Raw genomic sequence first — 21,860 nt, forward strand, 5'->3', positions numbered from 1 at the left:
GCCGTGGAGGCGGCGCGCGGTAGTCGCCTGTGAGGTGTCTCTCACGGAGCGCTTTGTGGGATCCCCACAGCTGGACATGGCTCTGAGCAGTCACTTCGCCTGTACAGCCGAGAGCTTCTGTTCGGGGGCGCCAGGAAAACGGGCCGGAGACTGTGCAGAGTCGACGGTCCGTTTTTATGGTGGCGCTTCGTAAGGTCACTACATGACCGTTTTGGACGACACCGCTTCTCCCGAGGGCGAGCCCACCGACGCGCGCGGGCGCGTGGCCGAACTGCACGCGATCCGTGCCGAGGCGCTGCGCGGGCCGAGCGAGAAGGCGACGAAGGCCCAGCACTCCAAGGGCAAGCTGACCGCGCGGGAGCGCATCGAGCTGCTGCTCGACGCGGGTTCGTTCCAAGAGGTCGAGCAGTTGCGCCGGCACCGGGCGACCGGTTTCGGCCTGGAGGCCAAGAAGCCGTACACCGACGGTGTCATCACCGGCTGGGGCACGGTGGAGGGCCGCACGGTCTTCGTCTACGCGCATGACTTCCGCATCTTCGGCGGCGCGCTCGGCGAGGCGCACGCCACCAAGATCCACAAGATCATGGACATGGCCATCGCGGCCGGTGCCCCGCTGGTCTCCCTGAACGACGGCGCGGGCGCCCGTATCCAGGAGGGCGTCTCCGCGCTGGCCGGCTACGGCGGCATCTTCCAGCGCAACACCAAGGCGTCGGGCGTCATCCCGCAGATCAGCGTGATGCTGGGCCCGTGCGCCGGCGGCGCCGCCTACAGCCCCGCCCTGACGGACTTCGTCTTCATGGTCCGCGAGACCTCGCAGATGTTCATCACCGGACCGGACGTGGTGCGCGCGGTGACCGGCGAGGAGATCTCCCAGAACGGTCTGGGCGGCGCGGACGTGCACGCCGAGACCTCGGGCGTCTGCCATTTCGCGTACGACGACGAGGAGACCTGCCTCGCCGAGGTGCGCTACCTCATCGCGATGCTGCCCTCGAACAACCGCGAGAACCCGCCGGTGCACGAGTCGGACGACCCGGCGGACCGCCGCTCGGACGTGCTGCTCGACCTGGTCCCGGCGGACGGCAACCGTCCCTACGACATGGCCAAGGTCATCGAGGAGCTCGTCGACGACGGCGACTACCTGGAGGTCCACGAGCGCTGGGCCCGCAACATCATCTGCGCGCTGGCCCGTCTGGACGGCAAGGTGGTGGGCATCGTCGCCAACCAGCCGCAGTCCCTGGCGGGTGTCCTGGACATCGAGGCCTCGGAGAAGGCCGCCCGTTTCGTCCAGATGTGCGACGCTTTCAATATCCCGATCGTGACGCTCCTTGACGTCCCCGGCTTCCTGCCGGGCGTCGACCAGGAGCACGGCGGGATCATCAGGCACGGCGCGAAGCTGCTCTACGCGTACTGCAACGCGACGGTGCCGCGGATCTCGCTGATCCTGCGCAAGGCGTACGGAGGTGCCTACATCGTGATGGACTCCCAGTCCATCGGAGCGGACCTCACCTACGCCTGGCCGACCAACGAGATCGCGGTGATGGGCGCCGAGGGCGCCGCCAACGTCATCTTCCGCCGGCAGATCGCGGCCGCCGAGGACCCCGAGGCGATGCGTGCGCGCATGGTCAAGGAGTACAAGGCCGAGCTGATGCACCCCTACTACGCCGCGGAGCGAGGCCTGGTCGACGACGTCATCGACCCGGCAGCAACCCGCGAGGTGCTCATCAGCTCCCTGGCGATGCTCCGCAACAAGCACGCCGACCTGCCGTCGCGCAAGCACGGCAACCCCCCGCAGTAATCCTGCAGTAGCCCACAAGGAGAACGCTGCACATGACTAACCCCGACATCCGCGTCGAGAAGGGTCACGCCGAGCCGGAAGAGGTCGCCGCCATCACGGCGATCCTGCTGGCCCGTGCCGCCGCACAGCCCGCCGCCCCCGCCCGCCGAGGCCGCGACAAGGCCGGCTGGCGCCGCCTCGAGCGCACCCCGGGCTTCCGCGCCCCGCACAGCTGGCAGGGCTAGCCCCCGCCGCCTGAGGCATGCTTCTGGGCCCCGTACTCCAAGGAGTACGGGGCCTTCGCGCTGCCGGGTAAACGGGCGGGTGGGCGGGAAACCAAGAGGCCTCGCACCGACGTAACGGTGCGAGGCCCATCGACGTACAGGCAAGGACCGCTAACGCAGCCGAGCCATCAGCGCATGCTCCACGAGCGTGATCAGCCCGCTCTTCGCGTCCGCGCGGTGACGCGCGTCCGTCGTGATGATCGGAGTGTCCGGGCCGATCTGCAGCGCCTCGCGGACCTCGTCCGGCGTATACGGCTGGTGGCCGTCGAAGCCGTTGAGGGCGATGACGAAGGGCAGGCCGGAGTTCTCGAAGTAGTCGACGGCGGGGAAGCAGTCGGCGAGCCTCCTCGTGTCGACCAGGACCACGGCGCCGATCGCGCCGCGTACGAGGTCGTCCCACATGAACCAGAAGCGGTCCTGACCGGGCGTACCGAAGAGGTACAGGATCAGGTCCTGGTCCAGGGTGATGCGACCGAAGTCCATCGCGACCGTCGTGGTCGTCTTGTCTCCGGTGTGGGTGAGGTCGTCGATGCCCGCGGACGCGGACGTCATGACGGCCTCGGTGCGCAGCGGGTTGATCTCAGAGACCGCTCCGACGAACGTGGTCTTGCCCACGCCGAAGCCGCCCGCCACCACGATTTTCGCGCTGGTGGTGGAGCGGGCTGTTGCTCCGCCGCTAGAGCTTGCGAAGTCCACTGAGCACCCTTTCGAGCAGTGTCACGTCTGGCTGGCCGCCGGCGGACTCGTCGCCGCCCGGCTGGTGGATGGCGACAAGTCCGGCCTCGGCCAGGTCGGCTACGAGGATCCGGGCGACGCCGAGGGGAATGGTGAGCAGTGCCGAGATCTCGGCCACTGACTTGATCTCGCGGCACAGGTTGCAGATGCGCTGATGCTCGGGCAACTGGCCCTGCAACTGGTGCGGTTGTGCGGTGGTGTGCACCAGCGCCTCGATGGCGAGCTGGTAGCGGGGCCTGGTGCGGCCGCCCGTCATGGCGTACGGGCGCACCAGGGGGTTGCTCGCAGACCCCGCGGGCGCCGGTTCAGGGGCGCGTCGCTGTGGTTGCACTGGCTGGATCCTGGGTGTGTGAGGCTGCTCGTACGGGTTCTGACGGGGGCCCGGCTGCTGCGGCTGCCGGTACGGCGCGCGGTGCTGGCTGGGCGCGGAGGGGAAGTTGTACCGGTTCGGCGCCCCGTCGTGCGGCCCCTGTGCCTGGCCGTGACCAGGCGACCAGTTGGCCGATGACGATCCGTCCGGGGGTGTTCCTGAGCCTGCCACGTACTCCTCCTCCGACTGTGCCGGGCACCATCACTCTGGAGCCGCGTCCCGAAACCTTACGGCCACGGGACGCGTGAACGCACCGTCCGTCTATTAGTTGAGAAGGCTCCCCTGCAGCTCCGCACGCAGGTCGGGCGTGAGCACGGTACCGGCGCGGTCGACAAGAAGCGCCATCTCGTACCCAATGAGACCGATGTCCGCATCCGGGTGGGCAAGAACGGCCAGCGAGGAGCCGTCGGAGATGGACATAAGGAAGAGAAATCCTCGCTCCATCTCCACAACGGTCTGGGTCACGGAACCGCCCTCGAAGATCCGGGAGGCCCCGGCGGTGAGGGAGGTCAGACCGGATGCGACGGCCGCGAGCTGGTCGGCCCGGTCGCGGGGGAAGCCTTCGGACATCGCCAGAAGGAGTCCGTCGGCGGAGACCACCACGGTGTGGGACACCCCAGGGGTGTTGTCCACGAAGTTGGTGATCAACCAGTTCAGGTTCTGCGCCGCCTGGCTCATCGGGCTCACACTAACGCTCCTGGTTGTAGGTGCTGTCAGGACCGCGGTGATTACCGGTGTCCTGGCCATTCGTGTCACTGCCTGCGCTGCGTCCCCGCTGGACGCCACGGCGCAGGTTGCTCAGCCTGCCCCGTACGTCCTCGGGGTCGCGGGAGACCTGGGGGCCGCCCTGTGGGGTCTGTTCCGCCGTGCCCTCGACCAGATTGGCCTTGGGCACCCGCTTCGGGAGTCCGGACGGGGTGACCCCACCCGCCTTGGGCTCCTTCAGCTGCTCGGCGCGCTGCCAGCGGTCGTCGTTGGACGAACGCCAGTTGCTGTCGTTGTTGCCGAACACGTCTCCGGCCGGGGCCGGGGCCGGAGCGCTGCCGTTGCCGGTGGCACCGGTCGAGCCGCGGCGCGGAAGACCCGCGGCGGTGGTGTCGTGGACGGCGGAGGGGGCCGGTCCGGGACGCTCGAAGCCTACGCGCTCCCCGCCGTTCAGGGGAGCCGCCGGACCAGATTCCGCTTCCGGAGCGTACTGGTCCTGGAATCCGCCCGAGTTGTTCTCGTATCCGTCGCTCGAAGGCCAGTCGTCCTGGTGAGAGCGGTCCGGGTACGCGGCGAAGGGCTCGGAGACGACACCCGTACGTGCGGCGTGATCGTTGTGACCCGCCTCCGTATAGGGGGCGTCCTGGTAGCCGTCCTGCGCCGGATAGTACGGCTCGTCGTACGACTGCTGGCCCTGCGCGCCCTGGTTGTACTCGTCGTACGCCGGTGCCTGCTGGTCGTATCCGGGATCGAATCCGCCCTGCTGGTCGAAGCCCTGCTGCGGCTCGACCTCGTCGCGGAAGAGCGGACGGCCGCCGTCGGACTGCGCCTGCGCCTCCAGAGCGGCACGCCGCTCCTCACGCATCAGCGAGCGGCCCACCGGGTCGAGCTCCGCGCCCTCGCCGTTGTCGGCGGTGTAGCGGCTGTCGTCGAAGCCGAGCTCGGCTGCCGTACGCATCGGCTGGTACGCGAAGGCCGGCTGCTCCGGAGCCTGCTGCTCCGGCATGATCGAGGAGACTGTGAACTCGGACTCGGGCAGCTGGTGTTCGCCACCGCCACCGTGCGTGATCCCGTCCGGGAGCATGACCAGCGAGGTCGTGCCGGCCTGCTCGCCCGAGGGGCGCAGCTGGACGCGGATGCCGTGCCGGTCCGAGAGGCGGCCGACCACGAACAGGCCCATGCGCTGGGAGATCGCGGCGTCCACCGTCGGCGGGTTGGCCAGCTTGTGGTTGATGTCCGCGAAGTCCTCGGCGGTGAGGCCGATGCCCTTGTCGTGGATCTCGACCATGACGCGGCCGTCGGGCAGACGGGTCGCGGTGACGCGGACCTTGGTCTGCGGCGAGGAGAACGTGGTGGCGTTCTCCAGAAGCTCGGCGAGCAGGTGCACGAGGTCGGTCACGGCCAGGCCGTGGATCTCGGCCTCCGGGACGCCGGACAGCTCGATGCGCTCGTACTGCTCCACCTCGGAGGAGGCGGCGCGCAGGACGTCGACCAGCGGGACCGGCTGGTCCCAGCGGCGGCCCGGCTCCTCGCCGGAGAGGACCAGGAGGTTCTCGCCGTTGCGTCGCATACGGGTCGCCAGGTGGTCCAGGCGGAAGAGGCTCTCCAGCTGGTCCGGGTCGGCCTCGTTGTTCTCCAGGTCGGTGATGAGGGTCAGCTGGCCCTCGATCAGCGACTGGTTGCGGCGCGAGAGGTTGGTGAAGATCGCGTTGATGTTGCCACGGAGCAGCGCCTGCTCGGCGGCGAGCCGCACGGCCTCGCGGTGCACCTGGTCGAAGGCGCGGGCCACCTCGCCGATCTCGTCCGTGGAGTTGATCGGGATGGGCTGTACGCGGGTGTCGACACGGCCCGGATCCGTACGGGAGAGCTGGTCGACCAGCATCGGAAGACGCTGCTCGGCGATGCCGAAGGCGGCGGTCCGCAGCCGGCGCATCGCGTTGCTCATCTGGCGGGCCATGAGCCCGGCCAGGATGAACGCGGCGAGCAGCGCGACGACGACGATGGCGCCGGTGATGTACGCGTTGCGCTGCGCGTTGTCGGCGATGTCCGACGCCTCGCTCACGGCCTTGTCGGCGAGGTCGGACTCGATGTCGCGGTACGCGTCGAACTTGGCGGTGGTGGTGGCCCACCAGGCCTCGGCGGTGATGCCCTTCCCGGCGAGCGCGAGGCGGGCGCTGGGCTGCGTGGTCTGCAGACCCGCGATGCCCGCGACCATCTTCTCGGGGGCCGGCGGCGGGACGAAGGTCTCGCCCTTGGCCTTCGCGGCGGCGGCGGCCTGCTTGGCCTGCCTCTCGCCGTCGGCCTGCAGCTGCTTCTTGGCGGCTTCCAGCTTGGCGAGGTCCTCGGGGGTGCCGCCGCCCTTGTACTCCTCGATGGCGATGCCCTCGAGGTAGGCGTACGAGGCGAGCGAGGTGCGCTGCGTGGCGAAGGACGAAGCGGTCGGGCCGGGCTTGACCAGCAGGTGCGTACCGATGGAGCGCTCGAGGGAGAGCGCGGCCTTGGTCAGCGAGATGGCGTAGACGGTGCGGCCGTAGCTGGTGATGTTTCCGGTGCCGAGGCCCAGCTCGTTGGCGAACTCCATCAGCGGGTGCTGGATCGCGACGTAACCCTCTTCGGTCTTCGAACCGGAGAGCTTGGAGGTGTACGCGGCCTGGCGCAGTGCCTGCAGACCCGGCTCCACCTTGTGGAAGCCGTCGAGGCGGCGCTTGAGGCCTTCCTTGTCGGGCATGTTCTCGGCGGCGGCGTCGAACTCGGCCTTGGCGGCGTCGGTGGCCTTGCGGGCGCTGACGACGGCGGGGTCGTTCTTCTTGCCGCGCAGCAGCGGTGCCGCGGAGATGTCGCGCTCTTCGATGATGCGGTTGCCGTAGTCCAGCGAGGCCCGCACCAGGATGGCGGTGTTCTCGGCGTCCTGGGCCTCGCTCCAGGTGTCGATCGAGGCCTTGACCTGGAAGCCGCCCATGACCAGACCGACGAGCACGGGTATGAGGAGGATCGCGTTCAGGCGGGTCGGCACGCGCCAGTTGCGCGGGGACATTCTGCCGCCGGAGGGGGCCGGCGGTTCATGGCCCTGCACATCTGTGGGGGACGCCGCTGCGCGCGGCGGCGGGGTGAAGTTGCCCCGCGTGTCCCGCGTCTGCGGCGGTGCGGGGCTCGTCTTGCTTCGCCTCACTCGACCAACAACCTCTCGGCGGCGGGGCCCGAATCGGCTCCGCTGTCGTCTCCAAGGCCCGTGCTACTGGGCAGTTCAGCGCATTCCAGCACGTCAGGGGGTCCTCTTCCAAACAGTGGGAAGCGGAAGTTCCGAGTGGTGTAAGCCTCAGATAAAACGGTCAAAAAGAGCGAGCCCCGCCAAAAGGCGGGGCTCTTGTGAGCGCAGCGACACCAGATGACCGCGACGCGTGGCGGCGCCCGGCGAATTCTCTGTCGAAACGTTATGAACAGAGCGGTCAGTGGTGTCAAAAGACACAGACCGCTCTGTTGAATCTACGGCAACTGCCGTACTCCCTCGTCTACTTGAGTCGTGCCATAAGTGCGTGCTCGACCAGTGTGATCAGGCCGCTCTTTGCGTCCGCACGGTGTCGCGCATCGGTCGTGATGATGGGCGTCGCGGGGCCGATCTGCAGGGCTTCTCGCACTTCATCGGGGGTGTAGGGCTGATGTCCGTCGAAGCCGTTGAGGGCGATGACGAACGGCAGGCCACTGTTCTCGAAGTAGTCGACGGCCGGAAAGCAGTCGGCGAGACGGCGGGTGTCGACAAGCACGACGGCGCCGATGGCACCCCGTACGAGGTCGTCCCACATGAACCAGAAGCGGTCCTGACCGGGCGTACCGAAGAGGTACAGGATCAGGTCCTGGTCCAGGGTGATGCGGCCGAAGTCCATGGCCACCGTGGTGGTGGTCTTGTCTCCGGTGTGGGTGAGGTCGTCGATGCCCGCGGACGCGGACGTCATGACGGCCTCGGTGCGCAGCGGGTTGATCTCGGAGACGGCGCCGACGAACGTGGTCTTGCCGACACCGAAGCCGCCCGCCACCACGATCTTTGCGGATGTGGTGGAGCGGGCTGTTGCTCCGCTGCTAGAGCTTGCGAAGTCCACTGAGCACCCTTTCGAGCAGTGTCACGTCTGGCTGGCCGCCGGCGTTCTCGTCGCCGCCGGGCTGGTGAATGGCGACGAGCCCGGCCTCGGCCAGGTCGGCCACGAGGATGCGGGCCACGCCGAGCGGCATGGAGAGCAGAGCCGAGACCTCGGCCACCGACTTGACCTCGCGGCACAGGTGGCAGATCCGCTGGTGCTCGGGGAGCAGCCCCATCAGCTGGGCCGGGTCGGCCGTCGTGCTCACCAGCGCCTCTATCGCGAGCTGGTAGCGGGGCCTGGTCCGGCCGCCGGTCATCGCGTATGGACGCACCAGCGGCTGGTCGCCTTCCATGCCGTACGAGGCTTGCGAGCCGTACGGGTCGTGAGAGGCGTTGGGCGGGGTCATGGATCCTCCGGGCGGGACAGCAGGTGGTCTGCGTGCCGTCGAATAGAGCCGGTGGGGGGCACCAGTGGCGGCCGGACGGTTGGTCAGTACGTTCGGACGGTGGGGCGGCCGATGGGATATCTAGCGGATATCTAGTGGAGCAGGCTGCCCTGCAGTTCGGCGCGGAGGTCGGGGGTGAGGACAGCGCCCGCACGGTCGACAAGGAGCGCCATCTCGTAGCCGACGAGGCCGATGTCGCACTCGGGGTGTGCGAGCACGGCCAGCGACGAACCGTCGGACACGGACATGATGAAAAGGAACCCCCGCTCCATCTCGACCACGGTCTGGGTGACGGTGCCGCCCTCGAAGATCCGGGAGGCGCCGGCGGTGAGTGACGTGAGCCCCGACGCGACCGCGGCGAGCTGGTCGGCGCGGTCACGCGGGAAGCCTTCGGACATCGCCAGAAGGAGCCCGTCCGCGGACACCACGACGGTGTGGGACACCCCGGGGGTGTTGTCCACGAAGTTGGTGATCAACCAGTTCAGGTTCTGTGCCGCCTGGCTCATCGGACTCAACTAACGCTCCTGCTGGTGAGTGGGGAAGCTGCCGGTCTGGCCGGTACCGGCCTGGCGACCCTGCTGGATGCCCCGACGGAGATTGGTCAGCCGGCCGCGTACGTCGTCGGGCGCACGCGAGACCTGCGGACCTGTGCTGTCCTGCTGCTGCTGTGCCGTGCCCGCGACGAGGTTGGCTCGCGGGACGCGGCGCGGCAGGCCGGATGTGGTGACGCCACCGGCGGACGGCTGCCGGACGCGCTCGGCCTGGCGGCCCAGCTCGTCGTTCGGCGAGGTGCGCCAGGCGGCGCTGCTGCCGTTCGTGACGTTGGCGCCGTTGCCGCCACCGCCGGCCTGGTTGGCGGCGGGTGCGGCGGCCGGTCGTGGGGGACCGGCGGGGGACTGCGGCTGCTGGGCCTGTGGCCGCGAGGGGGGCGGCGACGAGGGCGACGAGGGCTGGGGCCGCTGCGGGCGCCGCGGCTGCTCCGGGGCGGGGGCGGCGGGCTCGGCGGGACGGTTGCCACCGGAGTTGCCACCGGACTGCGGGGCGCCACCGGACCGCTGGGCCTCCTGCTCCTGCTGCTGCTGGAACCAGTTGGTCTCCAGCGTGTCGAACAGCGGGGTACGGCCGTCGCCGGGACCGGCGGGCGGCAGCTCGTCGGGCTGCACGGGCTGCTGAGGCTGCTGCGACCGGGCGGGCAGCTGAGGCTGCTGCGGCGGCTGTGAAGGCTGCTGGGACTGCGAAGGCTGCGGCGGAACGCCGAGCTGACCGCCGCCCTGACCGGGACCGCCCTGGCCCTGGCCCGGACCTCCCTGGCCCGGACCCCGGCGCGGCGCACTCGTGCCGGGCCGCTCGAACTGACCCGTGCCGGAGGAGTCCTGGCCACCGAAGACATCGGGACGCACGAACTGACCGGTGCCCTGCTGGTTCTGCTGGCCCTGCTGACCCGCGCCGGACGGCGAACCGGCGCCGGGCGGCGGCCCATTGAAGTCGGGACGCGCGAACTCCGCGGTCGCACCAGGACCCTGCGTCGCGCCACCGGCGGTCGGCTGCGGGAACTGGCCGGTGGTCTCCGGCTCCTCGTGACCGCGCGGGGCGTCGAACGGCTCGCGCGAGACCTGCGGCTGCGCGTTCTCGTCGCTCCAACTGGGCACGCGCGGCTGCGGATTGCCACCCGGAAGCTCGGCACGCGGACCGCCGCGCGGCGGCAGCTGCGGCCTGCGGCCCTGGTCACCGGCGTCGTTCGAGGCGTTGGCGGGGTTCGGAACGTTCCCCGCGGGGTTCACCGGATTCGTGCGCTGCTGGGGCACGGGAGGCAGCGGCGCGGAGCCCGCGCCACGGCCGGCGTCCGGCCGACCCTCGAAGAGGCTGCCATTGCCGCCCTGCTGGGAGCCCGTCGGCCCCACGGGAGCCGAAGGCGAACCGGCCCGCGGCCCCTGGCCCTGACCCTGCCCGGGCGCCTGGCCCGGACCCGAGTCCCGCGACGGCAGCGCGGCACGCGGCCCCGTTCCCGTGACCTGGCCACGCGGCGCACCGGCACCGAGCCGTCCGGCGGAACCCGCGGGTCCTGCCGAGCCGGGTCCGCCGTTGCCTGCGCCGACACCGCGACGCGCGGCGGCGACACCGCCGGCGGCCTGCGCTGCGGCCGGGCCACCGCCCTGGCCGGGGGCACCGGGCTTGCCCGGAACCTTCTTGCCGCCCTGGGCGACATCGACGGGCAGCATGACCAGCGCGGTCGTACCACCGGAGTCGGACGGACGGAGCTGGATGCGGATGCCGTGACGCTGCGACAGACGACCGACCACGAACAGACCCATGCGGCGCGAGACCGAGACGTCCACGGTGGGCGGCGACGCGAGCCGCTCGTTGATCGCCGCGAGGTCCTCGGGCGACAGACCGATACCGGTGTCGTGGATCTCGATCAGCACACGGCCGTCGGGCAGCGCGTGACCGGTGACCTTGACCTTCGTCTGCGGGGACGAGAAGGAGGTGGCGTTCTCGAGCAGCTCGGCGAGCAGGTGCACGAGGTCGTTGACGACGCGGCCCGCGACCTCGGTGGTCGGCACCGAGGCGAGCTCGATGCGCTCGTACTGCTCCACCTCGGAGGCGGCGGCACGGAGCACGTCGACGAGCGGGACGGGCCGGGTCCACCGGCGACCGGGCTCTTCACCGGCGAGAACGAGGAGGTTCTCACCGTTACGGCGCATGCGGGTCGCGAGGTGGTCGAGCTTGAAGAGGGACGACAGCTGATCAGGATCAGCCTCGCGCGACTCCAGCTCGGAGATAAGCGACAGCTGACGCTGGATAAGACCCTGGGAACGACGCGAGAGGTTGGTGAACATCGCGTTGACGTTGCCTCGCAGGAGGGCCTGCTCGGCGGCGAGGCGGACGGCCTCGCGGTGCACGTCGTCGAAGGCCGCGGCCACCTGGCCGATCTCGTCCCGGGAGTGCACACCGACGGACTCGACGGAGGTGTCGACGTCCTGCGGGTCCGACTCCGAGAGCTGCTTGACCAGCTCGGGCAGACGGTCCTGGGCGACCTTGGTCGCGGTGTCCTGCAGTCGCCGCAGCGAGCGGATCATGGACCGGGCCACGACGAAGGCGCCGACGAGCGAGACACCGAGCACGAGCAGGATCAGCGCACCGTTGAGGATGGCCGTCTGCTCGGACTCGTTGCGCAGCTCGCGGGCCTTCTGCTCCATTTCGTTGAGCAGCGTGAGCTCGATCTTGGACATCGCGTCGATCTTGGTGGTGTCGTTGTCGACCCAGTCCTTGTACGACCGCTTGTCCTGAAGCTTGATGCCGCCCTCCTGCTCAAGCACGCGCTTGGCGTAGGAGTCGGCGCCCTTGATGGAGGCATTGCCGCCGTCGATGGGCTTGGTGAGCTCGTCGGCGGTGCCCGCGTAGATGCCCTTGAAGGCATCCAGCTCGGAGTTCTCCTTGTCGAGCGCGGAGAAGCCGTAGCGCCGGTCGGTCTCGGAGATCTTGCCGAACGCGGAGTCGCCCGCCGGCAGCGCGGCCGCGATGATCGCGCGCTGCACCGATGCGTACTCCTTGGCGGAGGAGAACGCCGTCAGCGCACGGGTGCGCTGGATCATGTCCGGGTTGCTGGTCGCCTGCGCCATGTCCGAGGAGAGCGCGAGCAGCTGCTCGATGAGCTGGCTGTAGGCGTCGACCGTCTGCGACGTCGAGGTCGGGTCCTTGTACGCGTTCTTGCGTACGTCGTTGATCTTCTGGAGCTGCTGGGTGATCTCGACGGTGTTCGCCCGGACGCCGAGCAGACCCTTGTCGCCCTCGGTGTCGTCGAGGTCCTGCGTCCCCTGGAGGAAGCGGTTGTACGCGCGGTCGGTCTTCTGCCGGGCGCCCTTGACCACGTAGTCCGAGGGCTTCGCACCGTGCGCGAGGGGGCCTGCCGAGCGGTCGCGCTCCTCCTGGAGCGCGGAGGCCAGCTCGGTGGCCTGCTTGGTCATGTCGGTCAGCAGCTTCATGTTGTCGAGCTGCTGGATCTCGTCCATCGACTCGTTGATACGAAGCGCGCCGAGAGAGGTCGCGGTGATCACGGGGAGCGCGAGCAGCGAGACCAGGCGGGTGGAGATGCGCCAGTTGCGCAGGGCTATTCGCGAGCCGGGCCCGCTGGGCGACTTGCCGCCCGACGAACCGCTCGCCTTCGCCGCGGCCGGGGGCAAACTGCCGCCACCCGCCGCGCGTGCGGCGCCCGGGCCGCTGTCGCCGGACGGCACCGGTCCGGGGTTCTGGGCGTGCTGGGCCGAGGAGCCGCGGTCGGTTCCGCCGCGCTCCGGCTCTGCCGCAGCGCTGCTGCCATCCCTCTTGAAACGTCCCTGCACTAGCGTCGCAACCTCTGGACCAGGCGTCCTTCCGCATGAACGGACGGACGGTGTCGGCGTCGTGGGGCACTGAGCGCGCCCCATGGTGGTCGTGAGTGAGCCGGCGCTGCTCCCCTTTCCCGCCGCCACTCGGCGCTGCGTTGCGCCCCTGCGCGCCGGTTCGATCCCGCGGCGGTCCCGGGAATTCCAGCACAGTGCAGGATCTCCAACAAGGCCCGTGTGTCGCGCCGGGCTTTCCGTGACAGGGCGTGAGTGGGGCGTCACGAGATGTAGAACGTTATCCGGGGCAAAAAGGCCCATTAACGGCAGAACGCCTACGGGTGGGGGGTGTCCCAGTCTTCATGATCGGGAGCGGAATGGTGCCTTCAATGGCTGAATGTCCGATTCCAACAGGGCCTTCACGAGCCGGAATTGACCCTTTTGCCCGCTAGCTCGTGAGCAAACTCACATCAAGATCATGGCCTCAAAAGGACTTTGGCCGGGAATTGGATGTTTAGCCTGACGCTTTACAGGGATGGCGAATCCGACAACCCGCGTCCACCCCGCGACGCCCCAACTGACAAGGCCTGAACAACAGATGAAGACTGTGAAGTCGGCGATGTTCCGCAACATAGCCAACCCGCGCCGCACCACTCTGGCCCACCTCACGGACGCCGACGAGTTCCAGGCGGCCCCCGAGCAGCCGGAGCACGCGCTGGAACTCCCGACGCAGACGGCGAACCCCAGGCGCACGATCCTCATGGACGCGCCGGAGCAGCCGACGCCGGTCGCGGGCTGACGCGCGAAGCCGACCCCTCCCGTTAGCCTGGAGCGTCAGACTCCACCCACATTCATCAAGGGGCCAAGGCTCACGTGCGCATCGCCAGGTTCTCCATCGACGGCAACGTCGCCTTCGGCGCGGTCGAGGGTGACAAGCCCGACGAGCTAGTCGTCGACATCATCAAGGGCAGCCCGTACGTCGCCGAGTTCGAGCTGAGCGGTGTCAAGGTCCCGCTCGGCAAAGTCCGGCTGCTGCCCCCCGTCATCGGTCACAAGATCGTGGCGTTCGGCCGCAACTACGCGGAGCACGCGAAGGAGCTCGGCAGCGACGTCCCCGACGTCCCGTTCGCCTTCTTCAAGCCCGCGACCTCGATGATCGGCTCCGGCGACGCCATCGCGTACCCGCCCTTCTCCGAGGAGCTGCACCACGAGGCCGAGCTGGCCGTGGTCATCGGCCGCATGTGCCGCGAGGTCCCGCGCGAACGCGTCAAGGACGTGATCTTCGGCTACACCTGCGCCAACGACGTCACGGCCCGTGACGTGCAGCGCCGTGAGAAGCAGTGGGCCCGCGCCAAGGGCTTCGACAGCGCCTGCCCGCTCGGCCCCTGGGTGGAGACGGACATCGACCTGACCGCGGCCAACGACCTCACGATCCAGTGCACGGTCAATGGCGAGCAGCGCCAGCTCGGCCGTACCAGCGAGATGGTCCACTCCATCGAGGACCTGATCGTGAACATCACCGAGGCCATGACGCTGCTCCCCGGCGACGTCATCCTCACGGGCACCCCGGCAGGGGTCGGCCCCCTCAACGTCGGCGACGAGGTCGCCGTCACCATCGAACGCATCGGCACTCTCACCAACAAGGTGATCAAGCGTGGCTAACGCGACGAACGTACGCGTACGTTTCTGTCCCTCCCCGACCGGCAACCCCCACGTGGGCCTGGTCCGCACCGCCCTCTTCAACTGGGCGTTCGCCCGGCACAACGAGGGCACCCTGGTCTTCCGCATCGAGGACACCGACGCGGCTCGCGACTCCGAGGAGTCCTACGAGCAGCTCCTGGACTCGATGCGCTGGCTGGGCTTCGACTGGGACGAGGGCCCCGAGGTCGGCGGCCCGCACGCGCCGTACCGCCAGTCGCAGCGCATGGACATCTACCAGGACGTGGCGCAGAAGCTCCGGGACGGCGGCTACGCCTACCCCTGCTACTGCACCACCGAGGAGCTGGACACCCGCCGCGAGGCCGCCCGCGCCGCCGGCAAGCCGTCCGGCTACGACGGCCACTGCCGCGACCTGACCGCCGCGCAGATCGAGGCCTACGAGGCCGAGGGCCGCAAGCACATCGTGCGCTTCCGGATGCCGGACGAGGCGACGACCTTCACGGACCTGGTCCGCGGCGACATCACGGTCCAGGCGGAGAACGTCACGGACTACGGCATCGTGCGCGCCAACGGAGCCCCGCTCTACACGCTCGTCAACCCGGTCGACGACGCCCTGATGGAGATCACCCACGTCCTGCGCGGCGAGGACCTGCTCTCCTCCACGCCCCGCCAGATCGCCCTCTACAAGGCGCTGATCGAGCTGGGCATCGCCAAGGGCATCCCCGAGTTCGGGCACCTGCCGTACGTCATGGGCGAGGGCAACAAGAAGCTGAGCAAGCGCGACCCCCAGGCGTCGCTCAACCTCTACAGGGAGCGCGGCTTCCTCCCCGAGGGCCTGCTGAACTATCTCTCCCTCCTGGGCTGGTCGTTCTCCGCGGACCAGGACGTCTTCTCGATCCCCGACATGGTCGCCAAGTTCGACCTCGCGGACGTGAACGCCAACCCGGCCCGCTTCGACCTGAAGAAGGCCGAGGCGATCAACGCCGACCACATCCGCATGCTGGACGTGAAGACCTTCGCCGAGGCCTGCGAGCCCTGGCTGAAGGCCCCGCACGCCAACTGGGCCCCCGAGGCGTTCGACCAGGCGGCCTGGGAGGCCATCGCCCCGCACGCCCAGACCCGTATCAAGGTGCTCTCCGAGATCACGGAGAACGTGGACTTCCTCTTCCTCGACGCGCCCGTCGAGGACGAGGCGTCCTGGACGAAGGCCATGGGCAAGGGCGACCCGGCCGCGCTCCTGACGACGGCTCGCGCCAAGCTCGAGGCCGCCGACTGGACCTCCCCCGAGTCCCTCAAGGAGGCCGTCCTGGCCGCCGGCGAGGAGCACGGCCTGAAGCTCGGCAAGGCCCAGGCCCCGGTCCGCGTGGCCGTCACCGGCCGCACGGTCGGCCTGCCGCTCTTCGAGTCCCTGGAGATCCTGGGCAAGGAGAAGTCCCTGTCCCGCATCGACGCGGCCCTGACGAAGCTCGCCGCGTAGGCACGCACGTACGCGACGAAGGGCCCGGAAGCCACCACGGCTCCCGGGCCCTTCGCGTACGTTCAGAACATGCCGATCAAAGCCGTGGTCTGGACGTAGACACTGCATTCTTCGGGGGCTGTGACATAAGCGACTTCGTCGCGGGCCCCCGAACCCCCAGCCGGGAGCGGCGGCTGCGATTACCGTCGACACCATGCCGATCAAAGCCGTGGTCTGGGACATCGACGACACGATCTTCGATTACGCGCAGGCCGACTCCGCCGGCATGCACGCGCACCTCGCCGCCGAGGGACTCCTGCAGCGGTTCGGTTCGGCCGAGCGTGCGCTGACGCTCTGGCGTGAGATCACCCACCGCCACTGGGCGCGCTTCAGCGAGGGCCTGCGGGACTTCCAGGACCAGCGCCGCGACCGGGTACGCGAGTTCCTCGACACACCCGCCCTGGACGACGCGGACGCCGACGCCTGGTTCGACCGCTACGTGGGCCACTACGAATCCGCCTGGGCCCTCTTCCCCGACACGGTGCCCGTCCTGGACGCCCTCGCCGACGACTACCGCCACGCGGTCCTCTCCAACTCCGCCCTGGTCGTCCAGGACCGCAAGCTGCGCGTCCTGGGCGTGCGCGACCGCTTCGAGTCCGTCCTGTGCGCCGCCGAACTCGGCGTCTCCAAGCCCGCGGCCGAGGCCTTCCACGCGGTCTGTACGACGATGGGTCTGGAGCCGGAGGAGATCGCCTACGTAGGGGACCAGCCGGAGATCGACGCCAGGGGCGCGCGGGACGCGGGTCTCGTCGGGATCTGGCTCGACCGCAACAGCGCAGCCCAGGAAGGCCCGTCGGGCGTCCACCGCATCACGCGGCTCACCGAGCTGCCGCCGCTGCTCCGCGCCGATACCCGTTTTGGAGCGCCGTCCACCTTCGGGTAATGTTCTTCCTGCGCCGCCCGAGAAGGCCGAAAGGTCCGGCAGGGAGGCGTAAGTCGAAGCAAAACTCCCGCAAGGGGTTGCGTCTCGATGGCCTATGGTGTAATTGGCAGCACGACGGTTTCTGGTTCCGTTAGTCTAGGTTCGAGTCCTGGTAGGCCAGCTCGCAGAGCTTATCTGCAACGCCCCCGTTGTGTAGCGGCCTAGCACGCTGCCCTCTCAAGGCAGTAGCGCCGGTTCGAATCCGGTCGGGGGTACAGATCCTTCCCATGGAAGCAGTCCGGGTCGCACCCACTGCCGCCGATGCAGGATCGCTAGGGCCCCCGTTGTGTAGCGGCCTAGCACGCCGCCCTCTCAAGGCGGTAGCGCCGGTTCGAATCCGGTCGGGGGTACGCAAGGTCTAGCTGGTCTAGACCAGTGGGCTATGGTGTAATTGGCAACACGACGGTTTCTGGTTCCGTTGTTCTAGGTTCGAGTCCTGGTAGCCCAGCGCAGTCCAAGCAGTGCAGATGGACAAGCTAGCCCCCGTTGTGTAGCGGCCTAGCACGCCGCCCTCTCAAGGCGGTAGCGCCGGTTCGAATCCGGTCGGGGGTACGCGAGTGGAGGGGCCTTCCCGCAAGGGAGGGCCCCTTCGTCGTTCCCGCGTCACGCTTGCGAACCCGCCTGGCCGTAGCGCCGGTTGGACTCCTCGGTCTGCGCCATCCTGCGCAGCGCGAGCAGCACCGGCTCGTACAGGACGGTGAGCGCGACCGCCGCCTCCAGCTGCTCGTCGGGTGATTCGTAGCGCTCCACCAAGTCCAGGTCGGCGACGGCCAGTTGGCCCGCCGAGCGGGCGTAGGGCGCCAAGTCGTCTACGGCGCACGGGTATCCGAGCCGTGACAGCGTGCCGACCGCAGTCACCAGCATCCGGTACGCCGGCGAATCCGCCCCGTACGCCTGGGCGTTCGCCCAGCCGAGCCGCCGGAGCAGCGCGTCGACGGTGTGCCCTGCCGCGTCCGTCACCGCATCGTCCGCGGTGGTCTGCGGGCCGTGCGGCAGCGCCCATACCGCCGTACCCAGGCGGGAGTTGCGGTCAAGGGACTCGTCCTCCAGGGCGGTGAGCACCTCGCGGGCCGACGCGATCGGCACCCGGCCCACCTGGATGAGCGCCCGGACCAGCCGCAGCCGCTGCAGATGGCCCTCGTCGTACTCGGACTGCGTCGCCGTGACCCGGCGGCCCGGCGGCAGCAGTCCCTCGCGCAGGTAGTACTTGATCGTGGCCGTCGAGACCCCGCTGCGCGTGCTCAGCTCCGCCAGTCTCATCGGCTCGTCCCTCTCCTTACGCCTTGCGCCTTCGCTTGGTGAGTGGCACTATCCAATCATGGATAGCAAAGCTATCCAATGCTCTCTGAAGGGGGACCCATCATGAGCAGCAAGCCGATCGAAGGGCGCATGACCGCCGACGCGCAGGGCGGCGTGACCGTCTTCACCATCGGGATGCGCATCAACAACTTCCGTGCCGTGCGCAGCTGGTGGCCGGTCTTCCGGGCGATGCCGCGGATGCTCAAGGAGCTGTCCAAGGATCGGGGGATCGGCATGCTGGGCTATCAGCTGCTGCTCGGCGCTCCGCGCGTGCTGTACGTCGTGCAGTACTGGGAGTCGCCGGAGAAGCTGCTTGCCTACGCGTCGGATCAGGGCAAGGAGCACCGGCCCGCCTGGGCGGCCTTCAACCGCAGGATGCGGGAGGGCAAGGGCAAGGTCGGCTTCTGGCACGAGACCTATGTCGTGCCGGCTGGCGCCCATGAGGCGGTGTACGTGAACATGCCGGAGTTCGGCCTGGGCAAGGCCATCGGCGTGGTGCCGGTCGGTCGGCGGGGAGACCGGGCCGCCGACCGTCTCAAGGCGGCCTGAGAGGCCGCACGGGCGCAACGGGCACAACAGCACAGCCGGAGGGGCCGCCGCGGCGTTGAGGCGGCCCCTCCGGCTGTGTGCGTCGGTGAGTGCGTCCGGCGGGTCAGCCGGTGCGGCGCAGCGCCTCGGAGAGGCGTCCTGCCGCGTCGATGACCGCCTGGGCGTGCATCCGGCCCGGGTGGCGGGTCAGGCGCTCGATCGGTCCGGAGACCGAGACGGCGGCGACCACGCGGTTCGAGGGGCCGCGCACGGGCGCGGAGACGGACGCGACGCCCGGCTCCCGCTCGCCGATCGACTGGGCCCAGCCCCGGCGGCGTACACCCGAAAGGGCCGTGGCCGTGAAACGGGCGCCCTGGAGGCCGCGGTGCAGGCGCTCCGGCTCCTCCCAGGCCATCAGGATCTGGGCCGACGAGCCCGCCTTCATGGTGAGCGTCGAACCGACGGGGACCGTGTCCCGCAGGCCCGAGAGGCGCTCGGCCGCCGCGACGCAGATGCGCATGTCGCCCTGGCGGCGGTAGAGCTGCGCGCTCTCGCCCGTGACGTCACGCAGATGCGTGAGGACCGGGCCCGCCGTGGCGAGCAGACGGTCCTCGCCGGCCGCCGCCGCGAGTTCCGCGAGGCGCGGGCCGAGAATGAAACGGCCCTGCATGTCCCGCGCCACCATCCGGTGGTGTTCCAGTGCCACGGCGAGGCGATGTGCCGTGGGTCGTGCGAGTCCGGTGGCCGCGACCAACCCCGCGAGGGTGGCCGGACCGGACTCCAGGGCGCTCAAGACGAGAGCCGCCTTGTCGAGAACGCCGACGCCGCTAGAGTTGTCCATGCGTCGATACTCGCGTCTCACTCTGTGAAACGCAAGTTCAATTTTCCATGGAACACGTCACTCTGTAGGTGCGGTCCGCGGACCAACGGATACGCGGCCGACGCACGGCACGAGGGGTACGTGCGTGGGCGAACAATTCTCTAGTTGGGCCGGCCCAAGACAGCCGGTCGGAGGGAAAGCGATGGGTAGGACACTCGCGGAGAAGGTCTGGGACGACCACGTCGTCCGGCGCGCCGAAGGCGAGCCTGACCTCCTCTTCATCGATCTGCACCTGCTGCACGAGGTGACGAGCCCGCAGGCCTTCGACGGCCTCCGGCAGGCCGGCCGTCCGGTGCGGCGGCTCGACCTCACCATCGCGACCGAGGATCACAACACCCCGACCCTCGACATCGACAAGCCCATCGCGGACCCGGTCTCGCGGGCCCAGTTGGAGACGCTGCGCAAGAACTGCGCGGAGTTCGGCGTACGGCTGCACTCGCTCGGCGACGTCGAGCAGGGTGTCGTCCACGTGGTGGGACCGCAGCTGGGCCTGACCCAGCCGGGCACCACCGTGGTCTGCGGTGACTCCCACACCTCCACGCACGGTGCCTTCGGCGCCCTGGCGTTCGGCATCGGCACCTCCCAGGTCGAGCACGTCCTGGCCACCCAGACGCTGCCGCTGGCCCGCCCGAAGACCATGGCCATCACGGTCGACGGCGAGCTGCCCGACGGCGTCACCGCCAAGGACCTGATCCTCGCCATCATCGCGAAGATCGGCACCGGCGGTGGCCAGGGCTACATCCTGGAATACCGGGGCTCCGCCATCGAGAAACTCTCGATGGAGGCCCGCATGACCATCTGCAACATGTCGATCGAGGCCGGTGCCCGCGCGGGCATGATCGCGCCCGACCAGACCACCTTCGACTACATCGAGGGCCGCGCGCACGCCCCGCAGGGCGCGGACTGGGACGCCGCGGTCGCGTACTGGAAGACCCTGAAGACGGACGAGGACGCGGTCTTCGACGCCGAGGTCTACATCGACGCCGCCGCGCTCTCGCCGTTCGTCACCTGGGGCACCAACCCCGGGCAGGGTGCGCCGCTCTCCGCGCAGGTCCCCGATCCGGCTTCGTACGAAGACGAGTCGGAGCGGTACGCCGCCGAAAAGGCCCTGGAATACATGGGGTTGAGCGCCGGGCAGCCGCTGCGCGACATCAAGGTCGACACGGTCTTCGTAGGTTCCTGCACCAACGGCCGTATCGAGGACCTGCGGGCCGCCGCGTCCATCGTCGAGGGTCGCAAAGTCGCCGACGGCGTACGGATGCTGATCGTTCCCGGCTCGGTCCGGGTCGCCCTGCAGGCCATCGACGAGGGTCTGGACAAGGTCTTCACCGCCGCGGGCGCCGAATGGCGGCACGCGGGCTGCTCGATGTGCCTGGGCATGAACCCCGACCAACTGGCCCCCGGCGAGCGCTCCGCGTCGACCTCCAACCGCAACTTCGAAGGCAGGCAGGGCAAGGGCGGCCGCACCCACCTGGTCTCCCCGCAGGTGGCCGCCGCCACCGCGGTCACCGGCCATCTCGCCTCGCCCGCGGACCTGTCCGACACCCCCGCGACCGCCGGAGTCTGAGAACCATGGAAGCCTTCACCACGCACACCGGCCGGGCCGTACCGCTGCGCCGCAGCAACGTCGACACCGACCAGATCATCCCTGCCCACTGGCTGAAGAAGGTCACCCGGGACGGGTTCGAGGACGGGCTCTTTGAGGCCTGGCGCAAGGACGGCGAGTTCATCCTGAACAAGCCCGAACGCCAGGGCGCCACGGTCCTGGTCGCCGGTCCCGACTTCGGCACGGGCTCCTCCCGCGAGCACGCCGTGTGGGCGCTGCAGAACTACGGCTTCAAGGCCGTCATCTCCTCGCGCTTCGCCGACATCTTCCGCGGCAACTCGCTGAAGAACGGCCTGCTCACCGTCGTGCTCGACCAGAAGGTCGTGGACGCGCTGTGGGCGCTGACCGAGCGCGACCCGCAGGCCGAAATCACCGTTGACCTGCAGGATCGCCAGGTCCGCGCGGAGGGCGTCACCGCCGACTTCGAGCTCGACGAGAACGCCCGCTGGCGGCTCCTGAACGGCCTGGACGACATCAGCATCACGCTGCAGAACGAGCCGGACATCGCCGCGTACGAGTCCGGGCGCCCCGCGTACAAGCCGCGGACCGTGCAGGTCTGACACCTCCGCAACACCCTGATGTACCCCCAATCGTGGACGGTTGGGGGTACTTCTGTGTGCGCGTCCTTCAGGTGCCCGCTGACCTGAACGGGTGGTCTCAACTCCCTTGACGCGGAAGGCAGAAGAGGCTTGAAATCCCCTTGTACTCAGTCCGACCGGGTACCCTCAGGAGGGCGCCGGATGTG

At 69.2% G+C, this 21,860-nt stretch carries 19 protein-coding genes and 5 tRNA genes; 14 read left to right on the plus strand and 10 right to left on the minus strand.

The features are described 5' to 3' along the window. Window positions 1–202 precede the first annotated feature (202 nt). Together OG453_RS26720 and OG453_RS26725 are read left to right on the plus strand one after the other, a co-directional pair. Window positions 203–1,795 (plus strand): acyl-CoA carboxylase subunit beta, encoded by a 1,593-nt coding sequence (locus OG453_RS26720; RefSeq protein WP_266871061.1) that lies wholly within the window; start codon window positions 203–205, stop codon window positions 1,793–1,795. A 32-nt stretch (window positions 1,796–1,827) separates the two neighbouring features. Further along, on the plus strand, window positions 1,828–2,019 hold the full coding sequence (locus tag OG453_RS26725; RefSeq protein WP_266871063.1) for an acyl-CoA carboxylase subunit epsilon: 192 nt from the start codon (window positions 1,828–1,830) through the stop codon (window positions 2,017–2,019). 150 nt (window positions 2,020–2,169) lie between these two features. Here the strand turns inward: OG453_RS26725 and OG453_RS26730 are convergent, their stop codons facing one another. The 8 genes from OG453_RS26730 to OG453_RS26765 all read right to left on the minus strand — a co-directional run bounded on the left by OG453_RS26730 (window position 2,170) and on the right by OG453_RS26765 (window position 12,726). Beyond that, entirely contained in the window at window positions 2,170–2,754 is a 585-nt protein-coding gene (locus tag OG453_RS26730) for an ATP/GTP-binding protein (RefSeq protein WP_190084708.1), read from the minus strand. Then, window positions 2,735–3,334, minus strand: coding sequence for a DUF742 domain-containing protein (locus tag OG453_RS26735; RefSeq protein WP_266871064.1), 600 nt, complete (start codon window positions 3,332–3,334; stop codon window positions 2,735–2,737). The genes OG453_RS26730 and OG453_RS26735 overlap by 20 nt, the downstream gene beginning before the upstream one ends. A 93-nt stretch (window positions 3,335–3,427) precedes the next feature. Then, entirely contained in the window at window positions 3,428–3,841 is a 414-nt protein-coding gene (locus OG453_RS26740; protein WP_135330751.1) for a roadblock/LC7 domain-containing protein, read from the minus strand. Window positions 3,842–3,851: 10 nt separating this feature from the next. Beyond that, window positions 3,852–7,037 carry a nitrate- and nitrite sensing domain-containing protein gene (locus tag OG453_RS26745; protein ID WP_266871065.1) on the minus strand — a complete coding sequence of 1,062 codons (3,186 nt, stop codon included), beginning with the start codon at window positions 7,035–7,037 and terminating at the stop codon, window positions 3,852–3,854. A gap of 340 nt (window positions 7,038–7,377) precedes the next feature. Continuing rightward, on the minus strand, window positions 7,378–7,962 hold the full coding sequence (locus OG453_RS26750) for an ATP/GTP-binding protein (protein ID WP_266871066.1): 585 nt from the start codon (window positions 7,960–7,962) through the stop codon (window positions 7,378–7,380). Further along, window positions 7,943–8,347, minus strand: a complete 405-nt coding sequence (locus tag OG453_RS26755) for a DUF742 domain-containing protein (protein WP_135330730.1) — start codon at window positions 8,345–8,347, stop codon at window positions 7,943–7,945. Before OG453_RS26755 ends, OG453_RS26750 begins: the two co-directional genes overlap by 20 nt. Before the next feature lie 131 nt (window positions 8,348–8,478). Continuing rightward, window positions 8,479–8,892 carry a roadblock/LC7 domain-containing protein gene (locus OG453_RS26760; protein ID WP_030787430.1) on the minus strand — a complete coding sequence of 138 codons (414 nt, stop codon included), beginning with the start codon at window positions 8,890–8,892 and terminating at the stop codon, window positions 8,479–8,481. A 9-nt stretch (window positions 8,893–8,901) separates the two neighbouring features. Continuing rightward, window positions 8,902–12,726 carry a sensor histidine kinase gene (locus OG453_RS26765; RefSeq protein ID WP_266871068.1) on the minus strand — a complete coding sequence of 1,275 codons (3,825 nt, stop codon included), beginning with the start codon at window positions 12,724–12,726 and terminating at the stop codon, window positions 8,902–8,904. Between the two features lie 577 nt (window positions 12,727–13,303). Between OG453_RS26765 and OG453_RS26770 the strand changes: the two genes are divergently transcribed. The 9 genes from OG453_RS26770 to OG453_RS26810 all read left to right on the plus strand — a co-directional run bounded on the left by OG453_RS26770 (window position 13,304) and on the right by OG453_RS26810 (window position 17,354). Then, complete coding sequence (locus tag OG453_RS26770; RefSeq protein WP_266871069.1) at window positions 13,304–13,504, plus strand: hypothetical protein; 201 nt, start codon at window positions 13,304–13,306, stop codon at window positions 13,502–13,504. Window positions 13,505–13,578: 74 nt separating this feature from the next. Then, window positions 13,579–14,367 (plus strand): fumarylacetoacetate hydrolase family protein, encoded by a 789-nt coding sequence (locus tag OG453_RS26775; protein WP_266871070.1) that lies wholly within the window; start codon window positions 13,579–13,581, stop codon window positions 14,365–14,367. Beyond that, window positions 14,360–15,841, plus strand: coding sequence for a glutamate--tRNA ligase (gene gltX / locus OG453_RS26780; RefSeq protein WP_266871071.1), 1,482 nt, complete (start codon window positions 14,360–14,362; stop codon window positions 15,839–15,841). Before OG453_RS26775 ends, gltX begins: the two co-directional genes overlap by 8 nt. A 193-nt stretch (window positions 15,842–16,034) precedes the next feature. After that, on the plus strand, window positions 16,035–16,763 hold the full coding sequence (locus OG453_RS26785) for an HAD family hydrolase (protein ID WP_266871072.1): 729 nt from the start codon (window positions 16,035–16,037) through the stop codon (window positions 16,761–16,763). 88 nt (window positions 16,764–16,851) lie between these two features. After that, a tRNA-Gln gene (locus OG453_RS26790) sits at window positions 16,852–16,923 on the plus strand. Between the two features lie 21 nt (window positions 16,924–16,944). Next, window positions 16,945–17,017, plus strand: a tRNA-Glu gene (locus tag OG453_RS26795). 62 nt (window positions 17,018–17,079) lie between these two features. Next, window positions 17,080–17,152: transfer RNA gene (locus OG453_RS26800), tRNA-Glu, on the plus strand. Between the two features lie 26 nt (window positions 17,153–17,178). Next, window positions 17,179–17,250: transfer RNA gene (locus OG453_RS26805), tRNA-Gln, on the plus strand. Window positions 17,251–17,281: 31 nt separating this feature from the next. Next, window positions 17,282–17,354 (plus strand) — tRNA-Glu (locus OG453_RS26810). Between the two features lie 51 nt (window positions 17,355–17,405). On the opposite strand, the gene OG453_RS26815 is transcribed toward OG453_RS26810, so the two are convergent. Further along, window positions 17,406–18,062, minus strand: a complete 657-nt coding sequence (locus OG453_RS26815) for a MerR family transcriptional regulator (RefSeq protein ID WP_266871073.1) — start codon at window positions 18,060–18,062, stop codon at window positions 17,406–17,408. Window positions 18,063–18,164: 102 nt separating this feature from the next. Here OG453_RS26815 and OG453_RS26820 point away from each other — a divergent pair, with 102 nt between their 5' ends. Beyond that, on the plus strand, window positions 18,165–18,650 hold the full coding sequence (locus OG453_RS26820) for a DUF4188 domain-containing protein (protein ID WP_266871074.1): 486 nt from the start codon (window positions 18,165–18,167) through the stop codon (window positions 18,648–18,650). A gap of 103 nt (window positions 18,651–18,753) precedes the next feature. Here OG453_RS26820 and ndgR read toward each other — a convergent pair whose 3' ends face one another. Next, window positions 18,754–19,470 carry an IclR family transcriptional regulator NdgR gene (ndgR, locus tag OG453_RS26825; protein ID WP_010984119.1) on the minus strand — a complete coding sequence of 239 codons (717 nt, stop codon included), beginning with the start codon at window positions 19,468–19,470 and terminating at the stop codon, window positions 18,754–18,756. 181 nt (window positions 19,471–19,651) lie between these two features. Here ndgR and leuC point away from each other — a divergent pair, with 181 nt between their 5' ends. Then, entirely contained in the window at window positions 19,652–21,076 is a 1,425-nt protein-coding gene (leuC, locus tag OG453_RS26830; RefSeq protein ID WP_266871076.1) for a 3-isopropylmalate dehydratase large subunit, read from the plus strand. A 5-nt stretch (window positions 21,077–21,081) separates the two neighbouring features. After that, window positions 21,082–21,675, plus strand: a complete 594-nt coding sequence (gene leuD / locus OG453_RS26835; protein WP_266871077.1) for a 3-isopropylmalate dehydratase small subunit — start codon at window positions 21,082–21,084, stop codon at window positions 21,673–21,675. The last annotated feature ends 185 nt before the right edge of the window (window positions 21,676–21,860 follow it).

The sequence above is a fragment of the Streptomyces sp. NBC_01381 genome, from assembly GCF_026340305.1.
In the GTDB taxonomy this organism is placed as follows: Bacteria; Actinomycetota; Actinomycetes; order Streptomycetales; family Streptomycetaceae; genus Streptomyces.

Coding starts and splice junctions, on each gene's coding strand:
- leuC (WP_266871076.1), top strand. CDS start 19,652: ATGGGTAGGACACTCGCGGAGAAGGTCTGGGACGACCACGTCGTCCGG.
- OG453_RS26785 (WP_266871072.1), top strand. CDS start 16,035: ATGCCGATCAAAGCCGTGGTCTGGGACATCGACGACACGATCTTCGAT.
- OG453_RS26725 (WP_266871063.1), top strand. CDS start 1,828: ATGACTAACCCCGACATCCGCGTCGAGAAGGGTCACGCCGAGCCGGAA.
- OG453_RS26760 (WP_030787430.1), bottom strand. CDS start 8,892: ATGAGCCAGGCGGCACAGAACCTGAACTGGTTGATCACCAACTTCGTG.
- OG453_RS26770 (WP_266871069.1), top strand. CDS start 13,304: ATGAAGACTGTGAAGTCGGCGATGTTCCGCAACATAGCCAACCCGCGC.
- OG453_RS26755 (WP_135330730.1), bottom strand. CDS start 8,347: ATGACCCCGCCCAACGCCTCTCACGACCCGTACGGCTCGCAAGCCTCG.
- OG453_RS26815 (WP_266871073.1), bottom strand. CDS start 18,062: ATGAGACTGGCGGAGCTGAGCACGCGCAGCGGGGTCTCGACGGCCACG.
- OG453_RS26740 (WP_135330751.1), bottom strand. CDS start 3,841: ATGAGCCAGGCGGCGCAGAACCTGAACTGGTTGATCACCAACTTCGTG.
- leuD (WP_266871077.1), top strand. CDS start 21,082: ATGGAAGCCTTCACCACGCACACCGGCCGGGCCGTACCGCTGCGCCGC.
- ndgR (WP_010984119.1), bottom strand. CDS start 19,470: ATGGACAACTCTAGCGGCGTCGGCGTTCTCGACAAGGCGGCTCTCGTC.
- OG453_RS26820 (WP_266871074.1), top strand. CDS start 18,165: ATGAGCAGCAAGCCGATCGAAGGGCGCATGACCGCCGACGCGCAGGGC.
- OG453_RS26720 (WP_266871061.1), top strand. CDS start 203: ATGACCGTTTTGGACGACACCGCTTCTCCCGAGGGCGAGCCCACCGAC.